Below are 23,359 nucleotides of genomic sequence, written 5' to 3' on the forward strand. Positions count from 1 at the left end.
GAAATTCACGCCTTCACTCGGATTCGCTTTTTGGAACCATAATATATTGGCATCTTCACCACCCTATATCTATGAGTCCTATTTTAATTTAAACAAATGAATAATCTGCCTTTCAAAAGAAATTCAGCATTAGCAAGCTTTGGTTTCTTTTCTATTTTCATTCTCAATTCTTGTCAGCTGCTCAGTCCTCTAGGCTTAGGTAAAAAGAAAGATGTTGTCGCTGATTCCACAAAAAAGGATTCTGCTTTAGTTTACGACAAGTTTCTAAAAAATGCCAAAATTGATAGCGGAATTTTTAATGTGATTAATAAAGAGAAAGATTTCTTTTTCGAAATACCGGTTGAGAAACTGGACAAAGACTTTTTGTTGATCAATAAAATCTCTTCTGTGCCTTTAGCTTTGAACGAAGCGGGCTTAAATAAAGGCATGAATTATGAAAATAAAGTAATACGTTTCTCCCTAAAAAAAGCACGTAAAGAGATTTGGGCAAGTGAAATTAAACCTCAGGTAGAAGTACCTAAAGAAGATGCGATAGCACGCTCAGTCGCCGATAATTTTACAGCATCGTTTATTGAATCATTCAAAATTGAAGGCTATAATAAAGATTCATCATCAGTAATTATCAAGATAAATAAAGTATTTGATGGAACTGAGAAAAGTTTCAACGATGTATTTACCAATATTGGATTAGGTACTGCTCCTAAAACAGCATTATCATTGATCGATCAGATGAAATCATTTGATAACAACATTGTGATTCGCTCCATATTATCTACACGTGTCACCGAAGGGAATGAGTCCATTCCAATCAGTTTAACCATCACTAGTAATATATTAGAATTGCCTAAAGATGCAATGAAGCCCCGTTTCTCAGATCCTAGGGTAGGTTATTTTACTACTCCACGCTGGTATTTTTCAGATAAGCAGCAAGAAATGGAGAAAAGAGAACTGGTAACACGCTGGCGGTTAGAGCCACGCGAAGAAGATGTAGAACGTTATTTAGCGGGCGAACTGGTTGTTCCAAAGAAACCAATAGTTTTCTACATTGATCCAGCTACTCCACAGCAATGGCGTAAACAAATTATTGAAGGAGTACACGATTGGCAAAAAGCCTTTGAAGAGGCCGGCTTTAAAGATGCCATCATTGCAAAAGAAGTTCCAAAAGGAATGGACTTTGATATCGATGATGCAAATACATCAGCCATCACTTATGCAGCTTCTCCACAAGCCAATGCGATGGGACCATCAGTTGTAGATCCACGTACCGGTGAAATATTAGAAGCAGATGTAATCTGGTGGCATAATGTGATGACTGCTTTAAATACCTGGATGCGTGTACAGACAGGCACGATCGATCCATCTGTTCGCGGTAACATATTCTCTGATGAGAAAATGGCACATGCCATCCGCTTTGTATCATCACACGAGATCGGTCATACATTAGGATTGAAGCATAATATGGGATCGTCTTTTAGTTTCCCTGTAGATTCATTGCGTTCAGCTTCCTTTACACAAAAGATGGGAGGGACAGCAACATCCATCATGGATTATGCCCGTTTTAATTATGTGGCTCAACCAGAAGATCAGGTACAGGCTATTACACCAGTGATTGGTCTATATGATAAATATGCAATTGCCTGGGCTTACCGATGGTACCCGAACAAGACAGCATGGGAAGAACTTCCATTGCTAAAAAAAGAGATTGAGTCGAAGCAGGACAATCCTTACTATTGGTACGGAGAGCAACAGGACCCTAAAAATACAGTTGATCCAAGATCGCAGTCAGAAGATTTAGGAGACAATGCCATGCTTGCTGGTACATATGGTTTGAAAAATTTGAAACGTATCATGCCTCAGATCATTAACTGGACAACTACTTCAGGTCAGGATTACTATAAAGCAGGTAAATTATATATGGCAGTTATTGGTCAATGGTATGCTTATGCAGATCATGTTTCCAATAATATCGGTGGTATCTATCTCAATAACCCTGTTTTAGGTGACGGTAAAGACGCATATGCACCAGTGCCGCGCCAGAAACAAGTAGAAGCATTAGCTTACTTGAAAGAAAACGTTTTTACTTTGCCAGAATGGTTGTTCCGAAAAGAATTGATGACAAAAACATTCCCATTAAAAGATAGTCCAGTAGGTTCTTTCGAATATGCTCCGTATACATTAAAAAGAGAATTTCAATACAGCTTATTATATAATTTACTTCAAGATCAGCGCTTATTGCGCATGACCGAGATGGAACTACTTTTCGGACGTGCTCAAGCATGGAGCGTAGAAGAATTTCTGAAAACATTACGTCAGGAGATCTTTGCAAAAACTTTAAAAAAGCAGAATTTAGATATTGATGCCCGTATGTTGCAGCAGAACTATATCGATATATTATTGGTAACCAATAATAAAAGTATGGATAAGTTGAATACGAAAAAATTGTCTTTTGTAGATCAATTTATGAAAGCGGCTAAACCAACGTTCTGTCCGGTACATGCAACAGCACATACTAATTCTGATGAACATGATTTACGCAATGTCCATGTTTCAGGTATGAGCAGAACATCTGAAATGCTGACCGTGAAGCGAGCGGAATTAATCCAGGTTCAGAAGTTGTTAAAAACAGCGCAGTCTTCAGGAGATTTCACCACTCAGGCACATTATCAGGACCTGTTAATGCGGATCAATAGTTCGTTAAATGTGAATAATTAACAAAAATCTATATATAAAAAACAAATGAACAAATTCTTACTCTTTGTCGTCTTTTCTTGCGTGCAACTTACTTCGTTTGCACAGGAAACGATAACCCTAAAGGGAAAAGTGTTGGATAGCAAAACGCAAACACCCATATTAGGTGCTACCGTTTTTATTGAAAGCACAGCAGTGGGGGAATCTACTGGAGTATCTGGCCAAGTACAACAATCGGCTTTGGGTGCTGTAACAGATCAAACAGGTGGTTTCACCTTAACTATTCCTACAGATGTGAAGTCTTTCACAGTTTCCTTTGTGGGATATCAGAGTAGACAAATTCAGGTTTCCAAAGTGTTTAATACTATTTATTTGGAGTCTCTTGAAAATTCCCTACAAGAGGTAATTGTGACCGGATACAATACAATTGCTAAGAAAAAAAATACAACTGCTTATACTAAACTTAAAGTCGATGATATTAAACAGAGCGGTGTATCAAGTATTGATCAATTACTAGAAGGTCAGGTTGCTGGTTTACAATTGACCAACTTAAGTGGTGGGCCAAACTCAGCACCGCAAATTCGTATCCGAGGTACTGTATCTATAAATGGTACTCAGGATCCACTTTGGGTAATTGATGGTTTGCCGATTGAAGGAACGGCTCTACCAAATTCCTTTGATAAGGATAATTTAAATAGCTTACAAAATTTACCTATTGCAGGTATTAATCCTGATGATATTGCGGATATTACTGTATTGAAAGATGCTGCGGCAACATCAATTTATGGTGCAAGAGCCGCTAATGGTGTCATCGTCATTACAACAAAAAAAGGTAAACGTGGACCTACGCAGGTTTCTGTTTCAGCTAATAGCTTTGTGACACAAAAGCCTGATTTTGATCGTTTAAACTTAATGAATTCTTCAGAGAAGGTAGATTTTGAGTTGGCTATGGCTCAACGTAACGACTTAGATTATAGAACGGGTAAAGGTGCTATTGCACGTTTACTGAATCAGTCAAATGAGTTGGATCTCTTCCGTCAAAATGGTTTATCGGCTTTATCTAACAATACACAGGATGCTATTCAGAATTTAAGGAATCAAAACCAAAACTGGGGAAATGAATTGTTTCGCACAGCATTAAATCAACAATATACAGCCGCAATATCTGGAGGTTCAGACAGTCACGATTTTTATCTTTCCGGCGGTTTTTATGATGAGCAAGCGGCAACAAGGGGAGTAGGTATGCGTCGTTATTCATTGACTTTAAATAATAACTTTAAGATCAGTAATAAGCTAAAGGCTGGTATTAATTTACTCGGATCAACAACGGGACGAAATAATTTTATTCAAGATGCTGATGCCTTTACGAATCCAGTAAATTATATCCGTTCAGTTAACCCATATTTGTCTACAAGAGATGTACACGGTAATTTTGTATATGATCCCGATATTGATGGATTTGAAAATGCTTATATCCCTTTTAATTCTGTTGAGGAACGCCAAAATACAAGCTATAATTTAAATAATAAAGCTTTAAAAGCAATTGCTAACTTATCTTATCAAGTATTGCCTTCCTTATTATTACGGACGGAATTTGGCTTGCAGTTTGATGAGAACCGTTCAGAGAGATTTGCTGATAAGGAATCCTACAATACTCGAAAATTAAGGGAGGGTACTCGTTATTATGATTCAGAAAGCAAGAAGAATAAATACTTTCTTCCGGATGGAGGAACGATTCAAAACGATAATCGCAGCATTTTTCAGTATAACTGGAAATCATTTGCACAATATAACCTAACCCTAAATGAAAAACACGATGTTGAATTTATGGGAGGTACGGAGTTACGTCGATCAAACTCTATTGGTATTGCTACTAAAGGCTTTGGTTATAATCCAAAAACCTTGACGACTCAAAGTATTCTGTTTCCTAATGCGACAAACATAGATAATCCATTGTACCGTCAGTATGCGAAAGTTATTGGAGAGACATCGTACGCATCTTTTTATGCAAATGCCTCATATACTTATAATCAAAAATATAATGTTTACGGTAGTATCCGTTATGACGGTTCAAATATGTTTGGGGTAGATCCGAAGTATAGATTTTTACCGATCTGGTCAATTTCTGGTTCATGGAATGCAAGTGAAGAAGATTTTATCAAAGAGCAAACTTGGATTTCAAACTTAAAAGTTCGAGGTTCTTATGGTATTCAAGGAAATATCGATCGTAATACCTATCCTTTTATTATTGGTAATTATGGAACAGGAACTGTATTGCCAGGAAATACTGAAGAATCTATTGTTGTAACCACACCAGCAAATAATAAATTACGTTGGGAGAAAACAAAATCTTGGAATGTAGGTCTGGATTTAGCAGTTTTAAAAAATAGATTGCAGTTTACATTAGATTATTACAGCCGTAAATCAACGGATCTAATTGGGAACAGTAATTTAGCTTTAGAAAACGGTTTCGAGAATGTGCAACGTAACTGGGCCTCAGTAAATAATGATGGTATTGAATTAATGATTAGTAGCCGTAATATTGTAAGAGATCGTTTCACTTGGTCAACGGATTTTAATATTGCGCATAACCGTAGTAAGTTCGCACGTGTCTTAAATAATCCTAAAGCATATTCGGTGGATGTTCGTGAAGGTAATCCTATTAATTCATTATATGTATTAGAAACAGCTGGTCTAGACAAAGATGGTATACCTCAGTTTTATAATGATAAAAGAGAGGTTATTTCATATGAAGACTTTTATGGTCTATACGATGGATGGGCCGATTTCTTACCGGGTTATAATGTGTCAACATCTTTAACAGTAAAGACATATCAGGAGAAATTTAAATATAAAGGTTCATTAGATCCTAAATTTATTGGAGGTATGACCAATAGATTTCGTTTAGGAGCGTTTGATTTGGCAGTTTCTGCAGTATTTAATATAGACAAATGGATGCGTCGTACACCAACTTATAATCCATCAATGGTAGATCGTGGGTTTAACTATACAACAGATGTTTTAACGGCTGTTCAAGGTGGTGCAGAAGATATACCAAAAATTGGTTCTTCAAATTCTGAATTGAATGATCGTTGGATGGCGTATAGTTGGATGATGGATAATGATCCGGGCGCTTCATATAAGAACTTAGATATCTGGTCTAAAAAGATTAGTTACCTACGTATTAATAGTATTCGCTTGGGATATACTTTGCCGAAATCTATTGCAGGAAAAGTTCAGGCATCGAATATCCGCTTTAATATTGAAGGACGTAACTTATTTGTATTCGGTTCAAACTATAATGGTTATTTCGACCCAGAGACATATGGAAATAACTTTGCACAACCTATTTCGAAGTCCATTTCCTTTGGTTTAAATGCATCATTTTAATTAAGCTAAAAATGAAAAAGAATTTATTAATTATCGGATTACTTGTTGGAGTGCTAATGAGCTCTTCGTGTAATAAATATTTAGATATACAACCCGTAGGAACGGTAATTCCTAAATCAGAATCTGATTTTAGAGCCTTAATGGTTTCAGCATACATTAGCTATCCAGCACATAAATCCAGACTGAATCTTCGCACTGATGAATTGATATTGGATGAATCATCTACAGATATAGCATCAATTAAAGATTTATATCTTTGGAATGATCAGAATCCGGATGCTACGACCTTTCCTATGGCATGGGAAACAATTTATAAGTCGATCTTTTATGCTAATTATGTGATTGCTGAAGGAAAGAATGTGGCGGGTGATTCTGAGGCGATGCAACAAATCCGCGCGGAAGCGTATTTAATTCGAGCATACTCGCACTTTGAATTATTAAACACCTATTCGGAGAGTTATAATCCAGCAACTGCAGCAATGGATCGTGGCGTGCCGATTTCTATAAAAGTGGATTTGGAACAATTGTTTAAACCTGCTTCAGTAGAACAGGTATATACACAGATCTTAGGAGATATGAAAGAAGCAGAAGCTCTGTTGCATGTTATTGATAATGCAAGTGATGTAAAATATAGGTTTTCAAAAAGAGCTTATTATGCTTTTGAAGCTCGTTTACGTTTGTATAGAGGAGAGTGGATGTTAGCAGAGATCGCTGCAAATAAAGCTTTGACAATAAATGCTGATTTAGAGGATTTAAATCTTGCTACTTCAAAAATTCCTACGGATTTTGAATCAAAAGAAATGATTCAGGCTTGGGAACGAGTAGGAGACTCTAGAGTGAGCCGTTCAACTTTTATTGATCCTAAGTTTATGGCAAAATATTCAAAAGGAGATTTGCGTTTAACACGTTTCTTCCAAAAATCAGGTCGTGATTATGTTTCTGCTAAAGGAACAGATACCCGTTATAATTCTACTTTTAGAAATGCAGAATTGTATTTGATTAAAGCTGAAAGCGAACTTCAGTTAGGTAAAAAGGACCAAGCAATAGTTTCGTTATCTACTTTATTGAAAAATAGATTAATACCAGAAACATACGCAACAGCGGTGACTAAATTATCAGGTTTATCAAATGAAGATTTAAAAGTGGAAATTATTGAAGAAAGAGGACGTGAATTAACCTTAGAAGGATTACGTTGGTACGATTTAAAACGTAGTATTAGACCGGCAATTGAACACCACTATCAAGGACAGGTTTCTCAGCTGCAGAAAAATGACCCACGTTATGTGATTCGTTATCCAAAAGCAGCGATATCTAATAATCCAGATTTATAGAATTAGAGCAATTTCATAAATTCCGATCCCCATTCTCAAAAGAATGGGGATTTTTTTTTAAATTCAGCACATGTTTAAAAAGATATTAATCGTAGAAGATGAAAATTGGGCCTCAGAAAGTCTATTGGAGAAATTAGACCAATTGATTGCTGCGAAATTTCAATCTACGATTATAACAACAGTGCGTGAAGCTGCCGATTGGTTGCTTAAAAATGAAGTCGATCTCATTTTTATGGATGTGCAGCTCGGTGATGGATTGAGTTTCGAAATATTTGACCAAGTCAAAGTACAGGCACCTGTTATTTTTACAACAGCGTTTGAAGATTACGCCTTAAAAGCTTTTCAGAATCAAGGTTATGCCTATTTGTTGAAGCCGTATGACGACGACGAGTTGCAACAAGCACTTGATAAAGTCGCTCCGTTTATCGTCCAGGAGACCAAGGAGATTCAATACAAAACTCGTTTTCTAGTACGGTATGGTATGCGGTTAAAATCGATACCGACAACAGAAATTGCCTATTTTATGGCTGAAGATAAAATATTGTACGGCTACACAAAAGGTGGAGATCAGTTTATTGTCGACGATACCATAACAGGGCTAGTGTCGCGCCTGGATCCAACATTCTTTTTTCAGGTCAATCGTAAATTCATTATCCAAATAGATGCCATTGTCGATATGCTCAAAGTAGCACGTAATCGCATAAGGCTCCAGTTACAACCACCATTGCCAGCAGGTATCGAGGTTATCGTGAGTGAAGATAAATCATCCGATTTTCAGATGTGGTTGGACCGCTGATTAAGCAGGTCGCACGATTTTAATAGCAGGATTGTATTGCTTAATTCATACAAAAAATCATCATTACCATCTGGACTGATGTATATTTCTTCATATTTATTGTAATGTACGATCAACCCTTTACGGGCTGCCGCGGGCCTGAAGCCCACCCATAAAGTCTTTCCAACCTCTATTTTGTAAATTTTCTTTATGGCGATCTTTCCTCTAAAGATACCCGATAGATAAGTAAGATATTGACTGTCTATTGAATACCTAGGTCCTGGTAGTAATAATATGGCCATGAAGAATTTCGGGAGACCTATTATAGTCATAAATTCTATAAAAGTAGCTTGTTCAGTACGAAGTGTAACGATCATCATGATTATCATGGATAAAATAAGGCCAATGATCATGGCATTCATCAAAGGGTCTTGACTGCTTCTGAAAACTTTTATAATTTATAGGATGTTGCTAATCTTAAAGTTAACAAATTTTTGTAAATTTGCATCGTTATGAAAGTCGCTTTATATACAACGTTTTATTTTATTCCTTGATGATTTTAGCTCAGTCAAGTAAATAGTTTTTTTAGTAAATGATATTTCGCATCATTTAAGGTTGTATTTTACTTTATTATTTTATGGAAAAGAAAAATTGGTTTCAAACCTATATGTATATTTGGATTGGACAATTTGTGTCACTGTTGACGAGCTCTGCTGTCAATTTTGCTGTGATTGTCTGGTTGAGTTTAACGCATAAGTCGGCCGAGGTATTGGCTTTAGCAGGTATTGCAGGCTTATTGCCACAGGCGCTTATTGGCCCCTTTGTAGGTGTTTTAATAGATCGCTGGGACCGGAAAAAGGTAATGATTTTTGCCGATGCATTTATTGCTTTATGTACCTTAATGATGACTTTTGTACTGCAGGAGGCTGCAGTAGGACTATCGCTGATCTATCTGTTGCTAACCTGTCGTTCCATTGGAGCCGCTTTTCATGCACCAGCTATGCAGGCAATAGCACCACTGATGGTTCCGGAAGATAAATTGTTGCGTGTATCTGGAATTAATCAGATGCTTCAGTCCGTCAGTAGTATTGCCGGGCCTGCATTAGGAACGTTGGCGATTACTTATTTTTCAATCGCTCAAGTGCTTTATCTCGATGTTATCGGTGCGGCAGTTGCCATAGTATCGTTATTCTTTGTTACCATTCCTCATTTAAAGGTTGAATCTAAATTAACCTTTGGACAGGCATGGAGTGATCTGAAACAAGGTATGCAGGCCATCTACCATAATCGTGGTTTGAGCCTATTGTTTTTATACGCCATGATCGCTACTTTTTGTGTTATGCCGATCGCTATTATGTTTCCACTTTTGACAATCGATCATTTTAATGGCGGAAAATGGGAGATGAGTGTGATTGAAATTATATGGGGAGTAGGCATGTTAATGGGAGGAGGATTATTGGGAGCATTTAAAGTGACCTTCTCGAAAATAATTATGATCAATACCATGCATATTGTACTGGGATTGACATTTGCTTTTTCAGGTTGGTTCCCATCCACTTGGTTCATTCCATTTGTAATTGTGACTGGAATAGGCGGTGTATCCATGTCGCTGTTCTCAGCATCTTTTATGACGACCATACAAGAAGAAGTCGTACCCCAAATGTTAGGTCGCGTATTTTCGCTCTATTTTAGTCTTGCTATTCTGCCAAGTGTCATCGGATTGCTTTTTACGGGTATGATAGCAGATGTAATTGGAGTAGCCAACGCTTTTGTGATCGCAGGATTATTGATGATGATTGTAGGCGTATTGTCCTTTTTTACACCAGCTGTCATGCGCCTGGGAAAAAAAATGCCCCATAACGAAACAGTATAAAATAAAAAAGCTTCCAAATTTTGGAAGCTTTTTTATTTTGAGCGAAAGACGAGATTCGAACTCGCGACCCCAACCTTGGCAAGGTTGTGCTCTACCAACTGAGCTACTTTCGCGTTGGTCTTACAAAAATACGGCTTTATTTGAATTTTTGCAAGACCAATTTAATATTTTATCAATTTAATTGATCGCATTGGCACAGTTCATACCATCAATAGCAGCGGAAATAATACCCCCAGCATAACCTGCCCCTTCAGCACAAGGGTAAAGACCTTTAATTTCAGGATGTTGTAAAGATAACTTATCACGGGGAATACGGACGGGTGAAGAAGTTCGGGATTCTACAGCAACAAGGATAGCCTCATTGGTATAGTAACCTTTCATCTTTTTACCGAAGATAGGCAATGCACCGCGTAATGCTTCGTACACAAATTTTGGTAACACCTGAGTTAAATCAGCAGAAACCGTACCCGGTTTATAAGAGTTTTCCGGAAGATCTTTGGATATCCGCCCCTCAACAAAATCAATCATCCGTTGCGCAGGAGCCACCATTTTTCCACCACCAGCTTCAAAAGCACGTTTTTCTATTTCACGTTGGAAATCTAACAAAGCAAATGGATCGCTTTCCGATCCCGGAACATCCTCCAGGTTGATTTGGATAACAGTACCCGAATTGGCGTGCGGATTATTCCGTTTCGATGGCGACCAGCCATTCACAACGATTTCATTGTCTGCAGTAGAACAAGGAGCAATGACCCCACCTGGACACATGCAGAATGAAAAGACCCCACGGCCATTTACCTGTTCCACAAGACTATAATAAGCCGGTGGAAGATGCTCGCTTCGGACTTCACAATGATACTGTGCTTGATCAATAATCTCCTGCGGATGCTCAATTCGAACACCCAGAGCAAAAGCTTTAGCCTCAAGTAACCAGTTTTTATTACGGAAGAGTTCGAAAATATCACGTGCCGAGTGTCCTGTAGCTACAATGACATGATTTGATTTCAATTGTTTTCCACTTGCAAGTGTGACACCTGTAACCTGATTATTTTCCGTATTGATATCAATTACACGTTGTTCAAAAATAACCTCGCCACCATGGGCGATAATCGTTTCTCGGATGTCCTGAATAATATGAGGTAACTTGTTCGTTCCGATATGAGGGCGCGCATTGACCAAAATATCTTCATTAGCACCATGGGTAACAAAAAGTTTAAGTACTTTCTCAACGTCACCACGTTTATCCGAGCGGGTATATAGCTTTCCATCAGAATATGTACCGGCACCACCTTCACCAAAACAATAATTGGAGTCTTCATCAACAATACCTTCGCGGTTTAACTTCGCAAGGTCACGACGGCGATCCTGCACAGCTTTACCACGTTCAACAATAATAGGTTTAAGCCCTTTTTCCAAACATTGTAGCGCTGCAAATAAACCTGCAGGACCAGCACCAATAATTAACACAGGTTGTGCGTTATGGACCGATTTAAAGTGGGTTTCAAAAACTTCATTTATAGGCTCTTCGTCGATAAAAAATATAATACGCGCTCTAAAAACGACATGTCGGCTACGGGCATCAATAGAACGCTTACGAATTTTAAATCCTTTAATGCGCTCACCATTTATTTTCAAGGCTTTAGAACCTTGAATTAGAATATAATTATCGTCCTCGATTCTTTCAGGAGCGATAGCCAGTTCAATTTCTTTCTGCATAAATTTCTTGCTGGGTTTTTATCCCAAAAACAGCCCAAAGTTAAGGATAACTGCTGTATTTTTTTAGTTATAAATACTTAACGCCTAAAATTATTCTTATATTCGTAGGAGTGGTATGAGCTTTGTAGTAAGCTTTCCATCAAAATTTAATTTGAAATATATTAATTCAACAAAAAATGAAAAGATTATTAGTCGCATTCTTTGGTTTAATGGTCGCATTATCTTTCAGTTCATGCGGATACAATACAATGGTATCGCAAGATGAAAATGTAAAAGGAAAATGGGCTCAAGTTGAAAATGCATATCAGAGACGTGCAGATTTAGTTCCGAATTTGGTAAATACCGTAAAAGGAGCAGCAAAGCACGAAGAAAGTACATTAACAGCTGTTGTTGAAGCACGTGCCAAGGCGACTTCTATCACGGTAGATCCTACCAATTTGAATGAAGAAACAATTGCACAATATCAAAAAGTACAGGACCAGTTTTCAGGTTCTTTAAGTAAGTTGATGGCTACAGTAGAAGCTTACCCAGATTTGAAAGCAAATCAAAACTTTTTAGAATTGCAAGCGCAATTAGAAGGTACTGAAAATAGAATTTCAACCGAACGTAGAGCTTACAATGAAGCGGTACAGCAGTTCAATACAACTGTGAGAAGTTTTCCTAACAATTTGATGGCTGGCATGTTTGGCTTTAAAGCAAAAGGAACTTTCACAGCACAAGAAGGTGCGGATAAAGCGCCAGCAGTATCTTTCTAAATACAGCGTATTAGTTTACTAGAAAAGATGAATGATGGCCGAAATTTGTGCACGCATTCATCTTTTTTTATTTAAAAAAGACTTTAATAATGGGAACATTTTCATCAGAAGAGCAGGAAAAAGTAGTACATGCGATCAGTATCGCGGAAAATAAAACTTCCGGTGAGATCCGTGTGGTTGTTGAGAAACACTGTCCTGGAGAAGTTTTCGAACGTGCAACCCACTATTTTGAAAAGTTGGATATGCATAAGACCGCTTTAAGAAATGGAGTTTTAATCTACTTAGCACACGAAGACCATAAATTTTCCGTTATAGGAGATGCAGGAATTCACAAGAAAGTAGGGGACGATTTCTGGGAGAAAACGAAAGAAATTATGGTTCAGGAATTTCGGAATGCACAATATGTGAATGGTTTGATCCAAGGCGTTGAGCATGCAGGCGAACAACTGGCGAAATTTTATCCACGAGAAGACGATGATATTAATGAATTACCGAATGATATTGTTTTTGGCGATAAATAAAAAATGGATAAACGAAAAGAATATAGGTCATTGACCAAAATTAGATTGTCAGCCATACGTATTTTTGTCATGACGGCAGTCGCAGTACTATTTAGTATTGCAGGTGTATTTGCACAGGATGATTTTCCGGCGACATCCAACAGATTGGTCAACGATTATACAAACACATTATCGCCCACTCAGGTACAGCAGTTAGAGCAAAAACTACTGGCTTTTGAAGACTCTACTTCCATACAGATTGCGGTAGTCTTGATGAATTCAACAGGATCTTATGATATCAGTGATTATGCCGTAAGATTAGCTCAAAAGTGGGGCGTAGGAAATAAAAAGTACAACACAGGAATACTGTTGCTTGCAGCAATTGGAGATCGTGCTGTCACTATTCAGACAGGGTATGGTATAGAAGGTGCTGTTCCTGATGCGATCGCACATCGCATCATTGAAAACGAAATAAAGCCAGCTTTTCGTGCGCAGGATTATTTTTCAGGAGTTAATAAGGCAACAGATGCTCTGATTTCCTATACCAAAGGAGAGTATAAAGCAGATCCTAAGCAACCCCAAGGAAAGGGGGGCACTTCAAAGATGTTGATCGTGATTGTTATTGTTATCATTGTCATCGCAGTGATTTCTAGAAAAGGAGGAAACGGTGGAAATGGTGGTGGTAAAGTCATGAATGGTACAGGAACTTCCGATCTGTTTTGGTGGACACTCTTAAATACACTTGGACGAGGTGGTTCCGGAGGTGGCGGTTTTGGTGGCGGTGGAGATAGTGGTGGTTTCGGCGGTTTTGGTGGCGGTGGCTTCGGTGGTGGCGGTGCCAGCGGCAGATGGTAATCCAACCCGTGTAAATGAAGTAATAAATGTCAAATTATATACAGATGAAAAAAGGAATATTATTGGGATTAGGACTTATCCCGACTTTAATTTTTGCACAAGAGAATTTTACCGTAACAGGTAAAATACAAGGAGCGACAGATAAAGCAAAAGTGTTTATGCAATATGCTGAAAACAATGCGCGAAAAATAGATTCAACAACAGTAACAGGTGGACAGTTTAAATTTAACGGTACAGTTGCTGGACCTGTTAAAGCGTACTTAATTCTTTCAGCAGACGGAACTAACATCAAAGAAATACAAAATCCTGATTTGACACAAGTATACCTGTCAAATGGAGTGATCAAAGTAGAATCTACTGGTGAGATGAAAAATGCAGTTATTTCCGGTAATGCGATCAATAATGATTTTGCAAAATACCAAACTGCTGTTAAGCCTTTCTCAGAGGGGTTTCAGGCATTAAATAAGCGTTATTCAGAAGCTACTGAAGAACAGCGTAATGACCAGACTTTTATTGCAGGTCTGCAAAAAGAAGCTGGAGAAATCAATGAAAAACAAGAATTGGTGGATGAGCAGTTTATTAAAAATAATAAATCAAGTTTCATTACATTGGATTTATTAGGAGATAAATTAGATGCTGAAAATGTCAATTCATTGATTATTCCAAGTTATCAAGCGTTATCAGCAGAGCTAAAAAACAGTAAAAAAGGTAAAGAATTAGCAACAAGAATTGAAAAGTTAAAAGCAGTAGCTATCGGAGCAGTAGCGCCGGACTTTACATTGCCTGATACTGCAGGTAATCAGGTTTCTCTTTCTTCTTTAAGAGGTAAATATGTATTATTAGACTTCTGGGCAAGCTGGTGCGGACCATGTCGCCAAGAGAACCCTAATGTTGTAGCAGCATTTAATAAATTTAAAGACAAGAACTTTACTGTATTTGGAGTCTCTTTAGATAATCCAGGTAAAAAAGACGCCTGGTTGAAAGCAATTGCAGACGATCAATTAGGACAGTGGCCGCAAGTATCAGATCTGCAAGGCTGGAAATCTGCTCCAGTAGGATTATATGAAGTACGTGGTATTCCACAGAACTTTTTAATCGATCCGACAGGAAAGATTGTTGCCTCTAATTTACGAGGTGAAGCTTTAGAAGCCAAATTAGCAGAATTGCTAAAGTAATAGCAGTGTAAGGATATCTTAAAAAGGGCTTTTCAATTCGTTGAAAAGCCCTTTTTATGTTTACTATTGTACATGCGTACTTTTTTAACCCTTATCGTAGCGACCGTGTTAATGGTCAGTTGCCAAAACAAACAAGAAGCGGGAGTACCCGTTCTGAACCTGGCCTCATTAGCGGCAATCCCATTAGACAAGCCCATTGATACTTTAGCGAAAGGCAAAGCCTTTATAGATGTTAAATTGCCCCCTAGAGCTCGAATTGAAGAATTGTCGAAAGAAGATTTAGGACTATTAAAAGCCGCTGCTTATCGTTTTTTTGGACAAGTTAAATTAGTGGACAATCAATATATCGCAAATATCAAAGAAGGAAAAGAAATTGCGGTTTCGGATGCTGTGGTTGCAGCTTATTTGAAAGCAATAGCCAATACCAATGCATTTGCAGACTCCTTAAAAAAAGAAGGACAAGAAATCCAATTGCCGGCTATAACAGATGAATACCGTAATGCTTTATTAAAATAATAAAAAAGCCGATTATATACTAATCGGCTTTCTTTTTGTCATATTTTGAAACCAGTACTGTATAACTTTTTATTGTTGCCGCGTTAATTCTTGATTTGTACTATATAGATGAGTTTTTTGGGTACTTCTTATGTTAGATGGTTCACTCTCATTTTTCATTCGGTCCAGTGCCGTCACCATATAATAGTACTGTTGATGTATATCCAGGTCACTATCATCAAATTGAAGGTCATCCTCATTGTAAGAAATATGGATGATATTCTTACTATTATTCAAATCAGGTTGATCCCCTTCTTTAAATCGGTAAACAATATAGCCATAAGCAGATTGACCATCAGACGCACGATCAGGTTTTTGCCAGACTAGATGATTTAATTTTGTGTTTTCTGAAGACCTCAACTGTAATCCAAAAGGTGCATTGGGCGGGATACTGTCGATCCACGGCATTGTCGGAGGCAAAGCCGATGTTTTATACAGATTACGTTGCAAAGAATCCTGAAGACCGGCAAGATTGTCCGTTAAAGATTTTGAACTAAAGAAGATACTTCCCTGTACATTCTGTTGTTCTCGTAAAAAACGGATCTGACGCGGAATTTGGCTTCGGTCAGTCCATCCAGGTTTTTGCTCATTCACGCGATAAGCACCATGACCGATATAAAAGTGTCGGCCATAAGTATGATGTTGCCACCATTCAACCAGAATTTCATAAGCGGCAGCACGGTTTTGGAAAGGAAAATAAATCTGGGGATTGATGTAGTCTATCCAACCCTCTTTGATCCATTTCACGCCATCCGCAAATAAAGTCCGGTAACCACTTAAACCATGTGTATTAGAACCGTCACGGTTTGCATCCTTATTATCCCAGATACCAAAAGGACTGACACCGTATTTTACATAAGGTTTTTTAGCTTTGATCGCAACGCCCAGATCGTGAATAAGCACATCGACATTATTTCTGCGCCAATCCTCTATATTTGAAAAGTTGTTGCTGTATTGGCCAAACGTTAGGCGGTCCGGAATAGCTGTGTTGCGACTGTCGGGGTAGGGATAAAAATAATCATCAAAATGAACACCATCAATATCATAATTGCTCACGACATCCATGATGACATCGATGATGTATTGACGTACCTCTGGTATTCCCGGATTAAATAATTTTTTTCCAGCGTAAGTAAAAAACCATTCGGGTTTCTTTTTCGTGATGTGATCTTCTGAAAAATGGTTCGGATTTAAAGTTGTCGAAGCACGGTAAGGGTTGATCCAGGCATGCAGTTCCATCCCTCTTTTATGGCATTCAGCGATAATGAAATCCAAAGGATCATAAAAAGGTTCAGGAGCTTTTCCTTGTTTCCCCGTTAAATAACGGCTCCAGCCTTCTCTACCACGACCATAGAAAGCATCTGCCGCAGGTCGAATCTGGAAAAGAATAGTATTCATACCCGACTTTTTGTGCTGGTCAAGTATTTGTATCAGCTCTCGTTTCTGTTTTTCAACATTAGTGCCAGTGGCGACTGTTGGCCAGTCAATATTACCTATAGTGGCAATCCAAACACCGCGAACTTCTCTTTTGGGGCTAGGTTGAGCGAATAAAAGTTGTGCTGTTGATGCTATTAAAAAAAATACTCCAAGTAAGTGCAGAACGTGTTTAATTCTCATTTGTTTAATGATAAGTTAACAAAGATAATTAAGCTTTATTGATAAAGTATTAAATCTTTGTAAGAACTTTGTGGTTGTTTAATATTCTGTAAATTGCAATGTTTTTGGACTGTCCTAAAAACATTATTTTTATAGCGCTTTTATTAGTATAGCATGAGCAAAGAGCAAATTTCCGTTTTTGATATGTTTAAAATAGGTATTGGACCCTCCAGTTCACATACCTTAGGTCCCTGGCGTGCGGCACAGCAGTTCACAAAAGTACTGCAGGATAAGGATGTACTTAATAACGTCGAATCTGTTAAGATATTATTATATGGATCTTTGGCCAAAACAGGTACAGGGCACGGAACAGATATTGCTGTCATGTTGGGTTTAAGCGGAGATGACCCTGTAACTTTTGATGTCAATCAAGTAACACCAAAAGTAGAACATATCAAATCTGTAAATCAGTTGCGCCTGGCTGGTACACATACCATTCCATTTACATACAAAGAAGATTTACTTTTTTTATATAGTGAAAGCTTACCTTTTCACCCCAATGCGGTTACTTTTCAGGCATTTTTGAATAATGGAAAAGCTCTTAGTGAAACCTATTATTCAATTGGTGGTGGATTTGTTGTTCAGGAAAATGATGAGAGCAGTTCTTCAGCAGAGGTCGATCTACCTTTTCCGGTAGATACCGCGCAGGATTTATTGCATTGGTGCCGTAAGACTGGTTTGAAAATCTCAGAACTCGTATTAGAAAATGAACATGCTTGGCGTGAAGAAGAAGAGACGCGCGCCGGCGTATTAAATATCTATAAAACCATATACGAATGTATATACCGCGGGTGCCATACAGCGGGAACACTTCCAGGGGGACTTAATGTAGAAAGAAGAGCTGCAAAACTGAATCAGCGATTGCTTAAAAACCGAAGCTATCACGATTATGAAAGCTGGATCGCAGCAATAAAAGCAGGAGGGGAGAATTTTCAATATATCCTGGATTGGGTAAGTTGTTTTGCTTTGGCCGTTAATGAAGAAAATGCCTCATTTGGAAGAGTCGTTACCGCGCCAACAAATGGAGCGTCTGGTGTTATTCCTGCCGTATTGCAATATTTTATTACCTTCCATAATGGAGATTCAGAAGATAAAATTATTCAGTTTATTCTGACAGCTTCCGAAATCGGTTCCATATTTAAAAAAGGAGCAACTATTTCTGCCGCTATGGGCGGATGTCAGGCTGAGATTGGAGTATCATCAGCAATGGCAGCTGGAGCATTGACGGAATGTCTCGGCGGATCGCAAAGACAGGTGCTTATGGCCGCTGAAATCGCCATGGAACATCATTTGGGTCTAACATGTGATCCTATTGGAGGTTTAGTACAGATACCATGTATTGAGCGGAATACCATGGGTGCAATAAAGGCCATTACAGCCGCGCAGTTGGCCCTGCAATCCAACCCTGATAAAGCCAAAGTCAGTCTCGACACAGTCGTCAAGACCATGTGGCAGACCGCGTTAGATATGAACGTTAAATATAAAGAAACGGCAGATGGCGGTTTGGCTGTACAGATTCCGTTAAGTTTACCGGAATGTTAATGATAAAGAATCCGTTGACATAAAAATATTTATGTTGCATGAATTAGGTCTGATCATGCAATATAAATATCAATAACGAATAAATGAAATACATATGAAGTATTGTGCTATTGCCTCAGGCAGTAATGGAAATTGTTATTATATCGCGAAAGGCGATACAGCTATTCTAGTAGATGCAGGTATTAATAATAAGCACATTCATCTCCGTATGTATAATCTAGGTATAATTCCAACTCAGATCAAGGCCGTTTTTATTACCCATGAACATACGGATCATATTCGGGGTTTATCTGTTTTTGTCAAAAAATATAATATACCGGTGTATATCACTCAGGGGAGTTACGATGGAACAAGATTGCATCTTCCTGGTCATTTGGTGCATATCATTACCCCAGATGCCGTCACCGAGATCGGAGAGATGAAGATTTATGGTATACCTAAATATCACGATGCAAAAGAACCATGCAGTTTTTTGATTTCCGATGGAACGCATAATATTGGTGTGTTGACCGATATAGGCCGTCCGTGTTCAAATGTGCAACATGTCATCAAACATGCAGATGTACTATTGCTGGAATCCAATTTCGATGAAGAGATGCTTAGAAATGGGCGATATTCCTATTTTTTAAAAAATAGAATCAGTAGCGGCTGGGGGCATCTTTCCAATGCAGTTGCGTTAGAGTTATTTAATAAATATCGGTCAGCCCGTCTCAAACACTTAATGTTAACGCACCTTTCAGGCGAGAATAACACCGTGGAACTGGTGCATGAAACATTTAGAGCCCATTGTGAAGATATTCTTCTTTCGGTTGCCACACGCTATGAAGAAACAGAAATTTTTGATGTTTTAGACCTCCAGATACAACAAGATAGACACGTTATTAGTCAGTGTGGATAAAAAAGTATTCTTTCTTAAAGTACCCAATAGAAACGCTAAAGTTTACAACTTTGGCGTTTTAGTTTTTGCGCTAAAATTATTAATAATCTTAAAATCAGAGATGTTGTATTTGATTAAATAATTTCATAAAGTTTTAATGTTTAGCATTTGTTAAAAGTAGAACTTTTTTAAAAACTTAAGTTTAGTTGCGTAGCACATTAATCTGTTATTTTATAAAAACCGGATTAATTAGTCCGAAACAATAAACTGTAAAATAGTCCTAAAAAGGGGAAAATTTGCATTAAATAAATTTGTTAAAAATTGTAAAAATTTCCTGTAATTAGGAAAAAAAGTCGTATAGATTGCGCAATCGATTGTTTAAAAATAGAACAAACGTTTGCTATGTTTTTAACTTAATTATTATTCCTAATAAGTAAGTTAAGTCAATGTAAAATTTGAGTTACCATTTCAATTGCTGTAAATTAACCTAAAATTTACTAACCAAATCAATTGTTATGAAGAAAATTTTACCAATTTTTCTCTTCTTTTTGATGTCATGTAATTTATTGTTTGCACAGGTAACTAATATTACTGGAACAATAAAAGACGACAAAGGAGGGGTACTACCTGGGATTACAGTATCCGAGAAAGGAACAACCAACCAGGCCGCCACCGGGAGTGATGGCGTATTTACACTAAAAGTCCAAAAATTACCAACAACCATCGTTGTCCGAGGTATTGGTTTTAAGTCCAAAGAACAGCAAGTTCAATCTGAAAAAGGGATCAGTATTGTATTAGCTACTGATAATTCAGCATTGGATGAGGTTGTAGTAGTAGGATACCAAAGACAGTCGGCAAAAAAATCAACCGGTGCAGTTCAGGTTATTTCCGGAAAAACAATCGAGGATCTACCTGCACCAAGTTTTGAGAGTTTATTACAAGGCCGTGTGGCGGGGGTAAACATTCAGAACTTTACAGGTGAGCCTGGAGCACGTAACACATTTACCATCAGAGGTAACTCGACCATTTCACCAGATTTAAATGCAGAGGTTGATCTTGCCAATACTATGAGTTCGCCATTGTACATCATTGACGGTATGCCACTATCAGTTACCGACCTAGCAAATGCTGGAGCGACAGGAACAAATTACGTGGCTGGTATCAATGTCAATGATATCGAGAGTATTGTAATCCAAAAAGATGCTGCAGGTACGGCCGTCTGGGGATCGAGAGGTGCCAATGGTGTTATTGTTATCAAAACCAAACAAGGGCGCTCAGGTAAACCGCAGGTTCGTGTTTCGTATTACAAAGGGATTACAGAACGTCCGCAATTGCAACGTACTTTAGGTGGAGCAACAGAACGTCGTGCGAAAATGGATATTTTGTCGCAATACGCTAACTGGTCTCAAATGAGAGGATTCAATCAACCTTTGACCGATAGTTTAAACCCGAGCTATAATAATGCCACCGATTGGCAGGATCTGTTTTATACCTCTGGAAATATCGATAATGCAGATGCAAGTATTTCAGGTGGAAACGAGGCCGTTAATTACCGCGTGTCTGCAGGTTATTACAACGAAGACGGTGTAGTGCGTAATACAGGTTTCAAACGCTATTCATTACGTGGTAACTTTTCTTTTACCTTATCACCTATTGTAAAATCCGATTTAATGTTTTCCACTGCTCGTATTAATAGAAAGCGTGGTTTAGGAAGAGGAATTGATGAGGTCGTTCCTGTAAATCAGGGATCTATGCCATCTTCCTTTGTTGGTCTTGGACAGACAGATTATGATTTGTTTTATGGGCAATATGATAAATTGAAAGATGATAATCAGACGGACAATCTAAATATTTTCTCAAAAACTTATGTTGATATTATCAAAGGTCTACAGTATTCACTTGAGGCTTCTGCACAGGTTAATTTGGATAAACGTTCACAGTTTCAACCCAAAGAGTTAAATAAAGGTGTGAACTATGCGGCATCCAATGGACGTAATGCATATACTTACAATTTAGCGAATATTTTAAACTACAATAAAACGTTTAATGAAAAGCATAGTATTATCTTAACAGCGATGCAGTCATTTCAGTATGATAAGCAACTTACGGATAATATAACAGCATACAATCTACCTACAGATGATATTAAAGTCATCCAAGGTGTAGCACAGAAAGATTTGTATGCAAATTCCAATATTCTTGAGGCCGGTCTTTTATCTTATCTTGGACAAATTTCATATGATTATAAATCCAAATATATTGTAAATGCCTCGTGGAGAGCAGATGCTTCATCACGTTTTGGTAAAGATACAAAATGGGGTTATTTTCCTGCAGTATCTGCAGCCTGGATAGCTTCAGATGAAAACTTTCTAAAAAATAGCTCGTGGATCAATTTATTAAAGTTTAGAGGTAGCTGGGGTCTGTCAGGAATATTGCCGACAGATTTTTATGCACCATTTAATATGTGGACCACATCTTCTGATACCTATAATGGAAATACATTTTCTTATCCTTCGTTCACAAAACCATTAACATTAAATAATTTAACGTGGAATAAGTCAGAGCAGACTAATATTGGTTTTGATCTATTTACTTTCGATAACCGCTTGAATATTACATTCGATGCATATCGTAAGATAACGAAAGATCCGATTATGGCTTTTCCATTCCCATATTATACGGGCTATACCAAATTATCTTTCAATGTACCGATGACTATTTACAACGAAGGAATTGATTTGACGATTGCCACACACAATCTTTCGAAAGAAAGCAAGTTGCAATGGAATACCAATTTTAATTTAACATTTAACAAAAATCGTATCGGTTCATTACCATTTGGTGATCGCAGTTTCTACGCAGATTCAAGAGGGTATAACCAACAGTTAATGTACACGGTTGGTAGTCCAATTTATCAATGGGCACAGATGAAGTATGAAGGGGTGTACGAAAATCAGGGGCAGATACCCGTTAATCCAATAACAGGTTTGCCATTAACTTATTTTAAGGGTAATACTGCTATAAAACCAGGTTTTCCAATATGGAATGATGTTAATCAAGATTGGGATGTTTGGAGTGATGAAGATAAAGGAGCAGCAGATGGTGATTTAGTGCTTACAGGTAATCCAAATCCTAAATTTACAGGTGGATTGTATAATGAGTTTATATACAAAAGCTTTTCTTTCAGTATGTTGAATACCTTTACTCTTGGTAGAGATATCATTAATAACTTAAAAAGTAATCAATATAATACAATCGGCGGTAATCTTACAAATTTCACAAACAATCGTTTACCTGATTTGGAAGGCGTTAATTATTGGACACCGGAGAAAGCTAAAGATCCAAATTATGTAGCAGATTTCCCTTCAATAGCACCATTTGGAGGATATTTCTATCAGTTCTTACCATTCAGTACGATGTTTAATGAAAATGGATCATACTTTAAGATCAAGACAATCTCAATGGGCTATATTCTTCCTAAACAGATTGTGGATCGGATGAAAATTGGTGCTCGAGTAATTCGCTTTTATGCGATGTTGGATAATGTACATACTTTCCAGAAAGCTTCTGTGCCTGATGCTGAATTGGTATCGCCACAAGGTGAATACAGTGGCGGTGCATATCCATTACCTAAAAAATACACCATTGGTCTAGAAGTAAACTTTTAAAAT

General features: G+C 37.7%; 16 protein-coding genes and 1 tRNA gene. 13 read left to right on the forward strand and 4 right to left on the reverse strand.

Features of this window, described 5'->3' with window-relative positions; genetic code table 11:
• Positions 1-96: 96 nt before the first annotated feature.
• The 4 genes from EDF66_RS04280 (at position 97) to EDF66_RS04295 (ending at position 8,205) form a co-directional block, all read left to right on the forward strand.
• Positions 97-2,712, forward strand: a complete 2,616-nt coding sequence (locus EDF66_RS04280; RefSeq protein WP_132840866.1) for a zinc-dependent metalloprotease — start codon at positions 97-99, stop codon at positions 2,710-2,712.
• A 24-nt stretch (positions 2,713-2,736) separates the two neighbouring features.
• Positions 2,737-6,078, forward strand: a complete 3,342-nt coding sequence (locus EDF66_RS04285) for a SusC/RagA family TonB-linked outer membrane protein (RefSeq protein WP_132840867.1) — start codon at positions 2,737-2,739, stop codon at positions 6,076-6,078.
• Between the two features lie 11 nt (positions 6,079-6,089).
• The gene (locus EDF66_RS04290) at positions 6,090-7,409 is read left to right on the forward strand and encodes a RagB/SusD family nutrient uptake outer membrane protein (RefSeq protein ID WP_132840869.1); all 1,320 of its coding nucleotides are present in this window, start codon (positions 6,090-6,092) and stop codon (positions 7,407-7,409) included.
• Between the two features lie 70 nt (positions 7,410-7,479).
• Positions 7,480-8,205, forward strand: a complete 726-nt coding sequence (locus EDF66_RS04295; RefSeq protein WP_132840871.1) for a LytR/AlgR family response regulator transcription factor — start codon at positions 7,480-7,482, stop codon at positions 8,203-8,205.
• Here EDF66_RS04295 and EDF66_RS04300 read toward each other — a convergent pair.
• Complete coding sequence (locus EDF66_RS04300; protein ID WP_165902366.1) at positions 8,184-8,564, reverse strand: PH domain-containing protein; 381 nt, start codon at positions 8,562-8,564, stop codon at positions 8,184-8,186. The two genes, EDF66_RS04295 and EDF66_RS04300, sit on opposite strands and share 22 nt — an antisense overlap.
• A 257-nt stretch (positions 8,565-8,821) precedes the next feature.
• Here EDF66_RS04300 and EDF66_RS04305 point away from each other — a divergent pair, with 257 nt between their 5' ends.
• A complete protein-coding gene (locus EDF66_RS04305; RefSeq protein ID WP_132840874.1) occupies positions 8,822-10,057 on the forward strand; it encodes an MFS transporter in 1,236 nt (411 codons plus the stop codon).
• Positions 10,058-10,097: 40 nt separating this feature from the next.
• Here the strand turns inward: EDF66_RS04305 and EDF66_RS04310 are convergent.
• Together EDF66_RS04310 and EDF66_RS04315 are read right to left on the reverse strand one after the other, a co-directional pair.
• Positions 10,098-10,170: transfer RNA gene (locus EDF66_RS04310), tRNA-Gly, on the reverse strand.
• Positions 10,171-10,234: 64 nt separating this feature from the next.
• Complete coding sequence (locus EDF66_RS04315; protein WP_132840876.1) at positions 10,235-11,773, reverse strand: NAD(P)/FAD-dependent oxidoreductase; 1,539 nt, start codon at positions 11,771-11,773, stop codon at positions 10,235-10,237.
• Between the two features lie 176 nt (positions 11,774-11,949).
• On the opposite strand from EDF66_RS04315, the gene EDF66_RS04320 reads away from it, so the two are divergent.
• From EDF66_RS04320 to EDF66_RS04340, 5 genes are all read left to right on the forward strand, one after another.
• Positions 11,950-12,528, forward strand: a complete 579-nt coding sequence (locus EDF66_RS04320) for a LemA family protein (protein WP_021188860.1) — start codon at positions 11,950-11,952, stop codon at positions 12,526-12,528.
• Between the two features lie 89 nt (positions 12,529-12,617).
• Positions 12,618-13,049 carry a TPM domain-containing protein gene (locus tag EDF66_RS04325; RefSeq protein WP_132840877.1) on the forward strand — a complete coding sequence of 144 codons (432 nt, stop codon included), beginning with the start codon at positions 12,618-12,620 and terminating at the stop codon, positions 13,047-13,049.
• A gap of 69 nt (positions 13,050-13,118) precedes the next feature.
• A complete protein-coding gene (locus EDF66_RS04330; RefSeq protein WP_132770060.1) occupies positions 13,119-13,883 on the forward strand; it encodes a TPM domain-containing protein in 765 nt (254 codons plus the stop codon).
• A gap of 44 nt (positions 13,884-13,927) precedes the next feature.
• Entirely contained in the window at positions 13,928-15,058 is a 1,131-nt protein-coding gene (locus tag EDF66_RS04335; protein ID WP_132840880.1) for a TlpA disulfide reductase family protein, read from the forward strand.
• Positions 15,059-15,130: 72 nt separating this feature from the next.
• Positions 15,131-15,574, forward strand: coding sequence for a hypothetical protein (locus EDF66_RS04340; RefSeq protein ID WP_132840882.1), 444 nt, complete (start codon positions 15,131-15,133; stop codon positions 15,572-15,574).
• 69 nt (positions 15,575-15,643) lie between these two features.
• Here the strand turns inward: EDF66_RS04340 and EDF66_RS04345 are convergent, their stop codons facing one another.
• On the reverse strand, positions 15,644-17,230 hold the full coding sequence (locus EDF66_RS04345; protein WP_132840884.1) for a glycoside hydrolase family 10 protein: 1,587 nt from the start codon (positions 17,228-17,230) through the stop codon (positions 15,644-15,646).
• Between the two features lie 153 nt (positions 17,231-17,383).
• Here EDF66_RS04345 and EDF66_RS04350 point away from each other — a divergent pair, with 153 nt between their 5' ends.
• The 3 genes from EDF66_RS04350 (at position 17,384) to EDF66_RS04360 (ending at position 23,356) form a co-directional block, all read left to right on the forward strand.
• A complete protein-coding gene (locus tag EDF66_RS04350; RefSeq protein WP_132840886.1) occupies positions 17,384-18,811 on the forward strand; it encodes an L-serine ammonia-lyase in 1,428 nt (475 codons plus the stop codon).
• Between the two features lie 94 nt (positions 18,812-18,905).
• Positions 18,906-19,709 (forward strand): MBL fold metallo-hydrolase, encoded by an 804-nt coding sequence (locus EDF66_RS04355; protein WP_132840888.1) that lies wholly within the window; start codon positions 18,906-18,908, stop codon positions 19,707-19,709.
• A gap of 494 nt (positions 19,710-20,203) precedes the next feature.
• Entirely contained in the window at positions 20,204-23,356 is a 3,153-nt protein-coding gene (locus EDF66_RS04360) for a SusC/RagA family TonB-linked outer membrane protein (RefSeq protein WP_132840889.1), read from the forward strand.
• Positions 23,357-23,359 lie beyond the last annotated feature (3 nt).

Source organism: Sphingobacterium sp. JUb20 (genome assembly GCF_004342035.1).
Classification (GTDB): Bacteria; Bacteroidota; Bacteroidia; order Sphingobacteriales; family Sphingobacteriaceae; genus Sphingobacterium; species Sphingobacterium anhuiense.

What these genes read in the sequence shown, in the direction of transcription:
- EDF66_RS04280 (WP_132840866.1), top strand. Translation starts at nt 97, where the DNA reads ATGAATAATCTGCCTTTCAAAAGAAATTCAGCATTAGCAAGCTTTGGT.
- EDF66_RS04285 (WP_132840867.1), top strand. Translation starts at nt 2,737, where the DNA reads ATGAACAAATTCTTACTCTTTGTCGTCTTTTCTTGCGTGCAACTTACT.
- EDF66_RS04290 (WP_132840869.1), top strand. Translation starts at nt 6,090, where the DNA reads ATGAAAAAGAATTTATTAATTATCGGATTACTTGTTGGAGTGCTAATG.
- EDF66_RS04295 (WP_132840871.1), top strand. Translation starts at nt 7,480, where the DNA reads ATGTTTAAAAAGATATTAATCGTAGAAGATGAAAATTGGGCCTCAGAA.
- EDF66_RS04300 (WP_165902366.1), bottom strand. Translation starts at nt 8,564, where the DNA reads ATGATGATCGTTACACTTCGTACTGAACAAGCTACTTTTATAGAATTT.
- EDF66_RS04305 (WP_132840874.1), top strand. Translation starts at nt 8,822, where the DNA reads ATGGAAAAGAAAAATTGGTTTCAAACCTATATGTATATTTGGATTGGA.
- EDF66_RS04315 (WP_132840876.1), bottom strand. Translation starts at nt 11,773, where the DNA reads ATGCAGAAAGAAATTGAACTGGCTATCGCTCCTGAAAGAATCGAGGAC.
- EDF66_RS04320 (WP_021188860.1), top strand. Translation starts at nt 11,950, where the DNA reads ATGAAAAGATTATTAGTCGCATTCTTTGGTTTAATGGTCGCATTATCT.
- EDF66_RS04325 (WP_132840877.1), top strand. Translation starts at nt 12,618, where the DNA reads ATGGGAACATTTTCATCAGAAGAGCAGGAAAAAGTAGTACATGCGATC.
- EDF66_RS04330 (WP_132770060.1), top strand. Translation starts at nt 13,119, where the DNA reads ATGACGGCAGTCGCAGTACTATTTAGTATTGCAGGTGTATTTGCACAG.
- EDF66_RS04335 (WP_132840880.1), top strand. Translation starts at nt 13,928, where the DNA reads ATGAAAAAAGGAATATTATTGGGATTAGGACTTATCCCGACTTTAATT.
- EDF66_RS04340 (WP_132840882.1), top strand. Translation starts at nt 15,131, where the DNA reads ATGCGTACTTTTTTAACCCTTATCGTAGCGACCGTGTTAATGGTCAGT.
- EDF66_RS04345 (WP_132840884.1), bottom strand. Translation starts at nt 17,230, where the DNA reads ATGAGAATTAAACACGTTCTGCACTTACTTGGAGTATTTTTTTTAATA.
- EDF66_RS04350 (WP_132840886.1), top strand. Translation starts at nt 17,384, where the DNA reads ATGAGCAAAGAGCAAATTTCCGTTTTTGATATGTTTAAAATAGGTATT.
- EDF66_RS04355 (WP_132840888.1), top strand. Translation starts at nt 18,906, where the DNA reads ATGAAGTATTGTGCTATTGCCTCAGGCAGTAATGGAAATTGTTATTAT.
- EDF66_RS04360 (WP_132840889.1), top strand. Translation starts at nt 20,204, where the DNA reads ATGAAGAAAATTTTACCAATTTTTCTCTTCTTTTTGATGTCATGTAAT.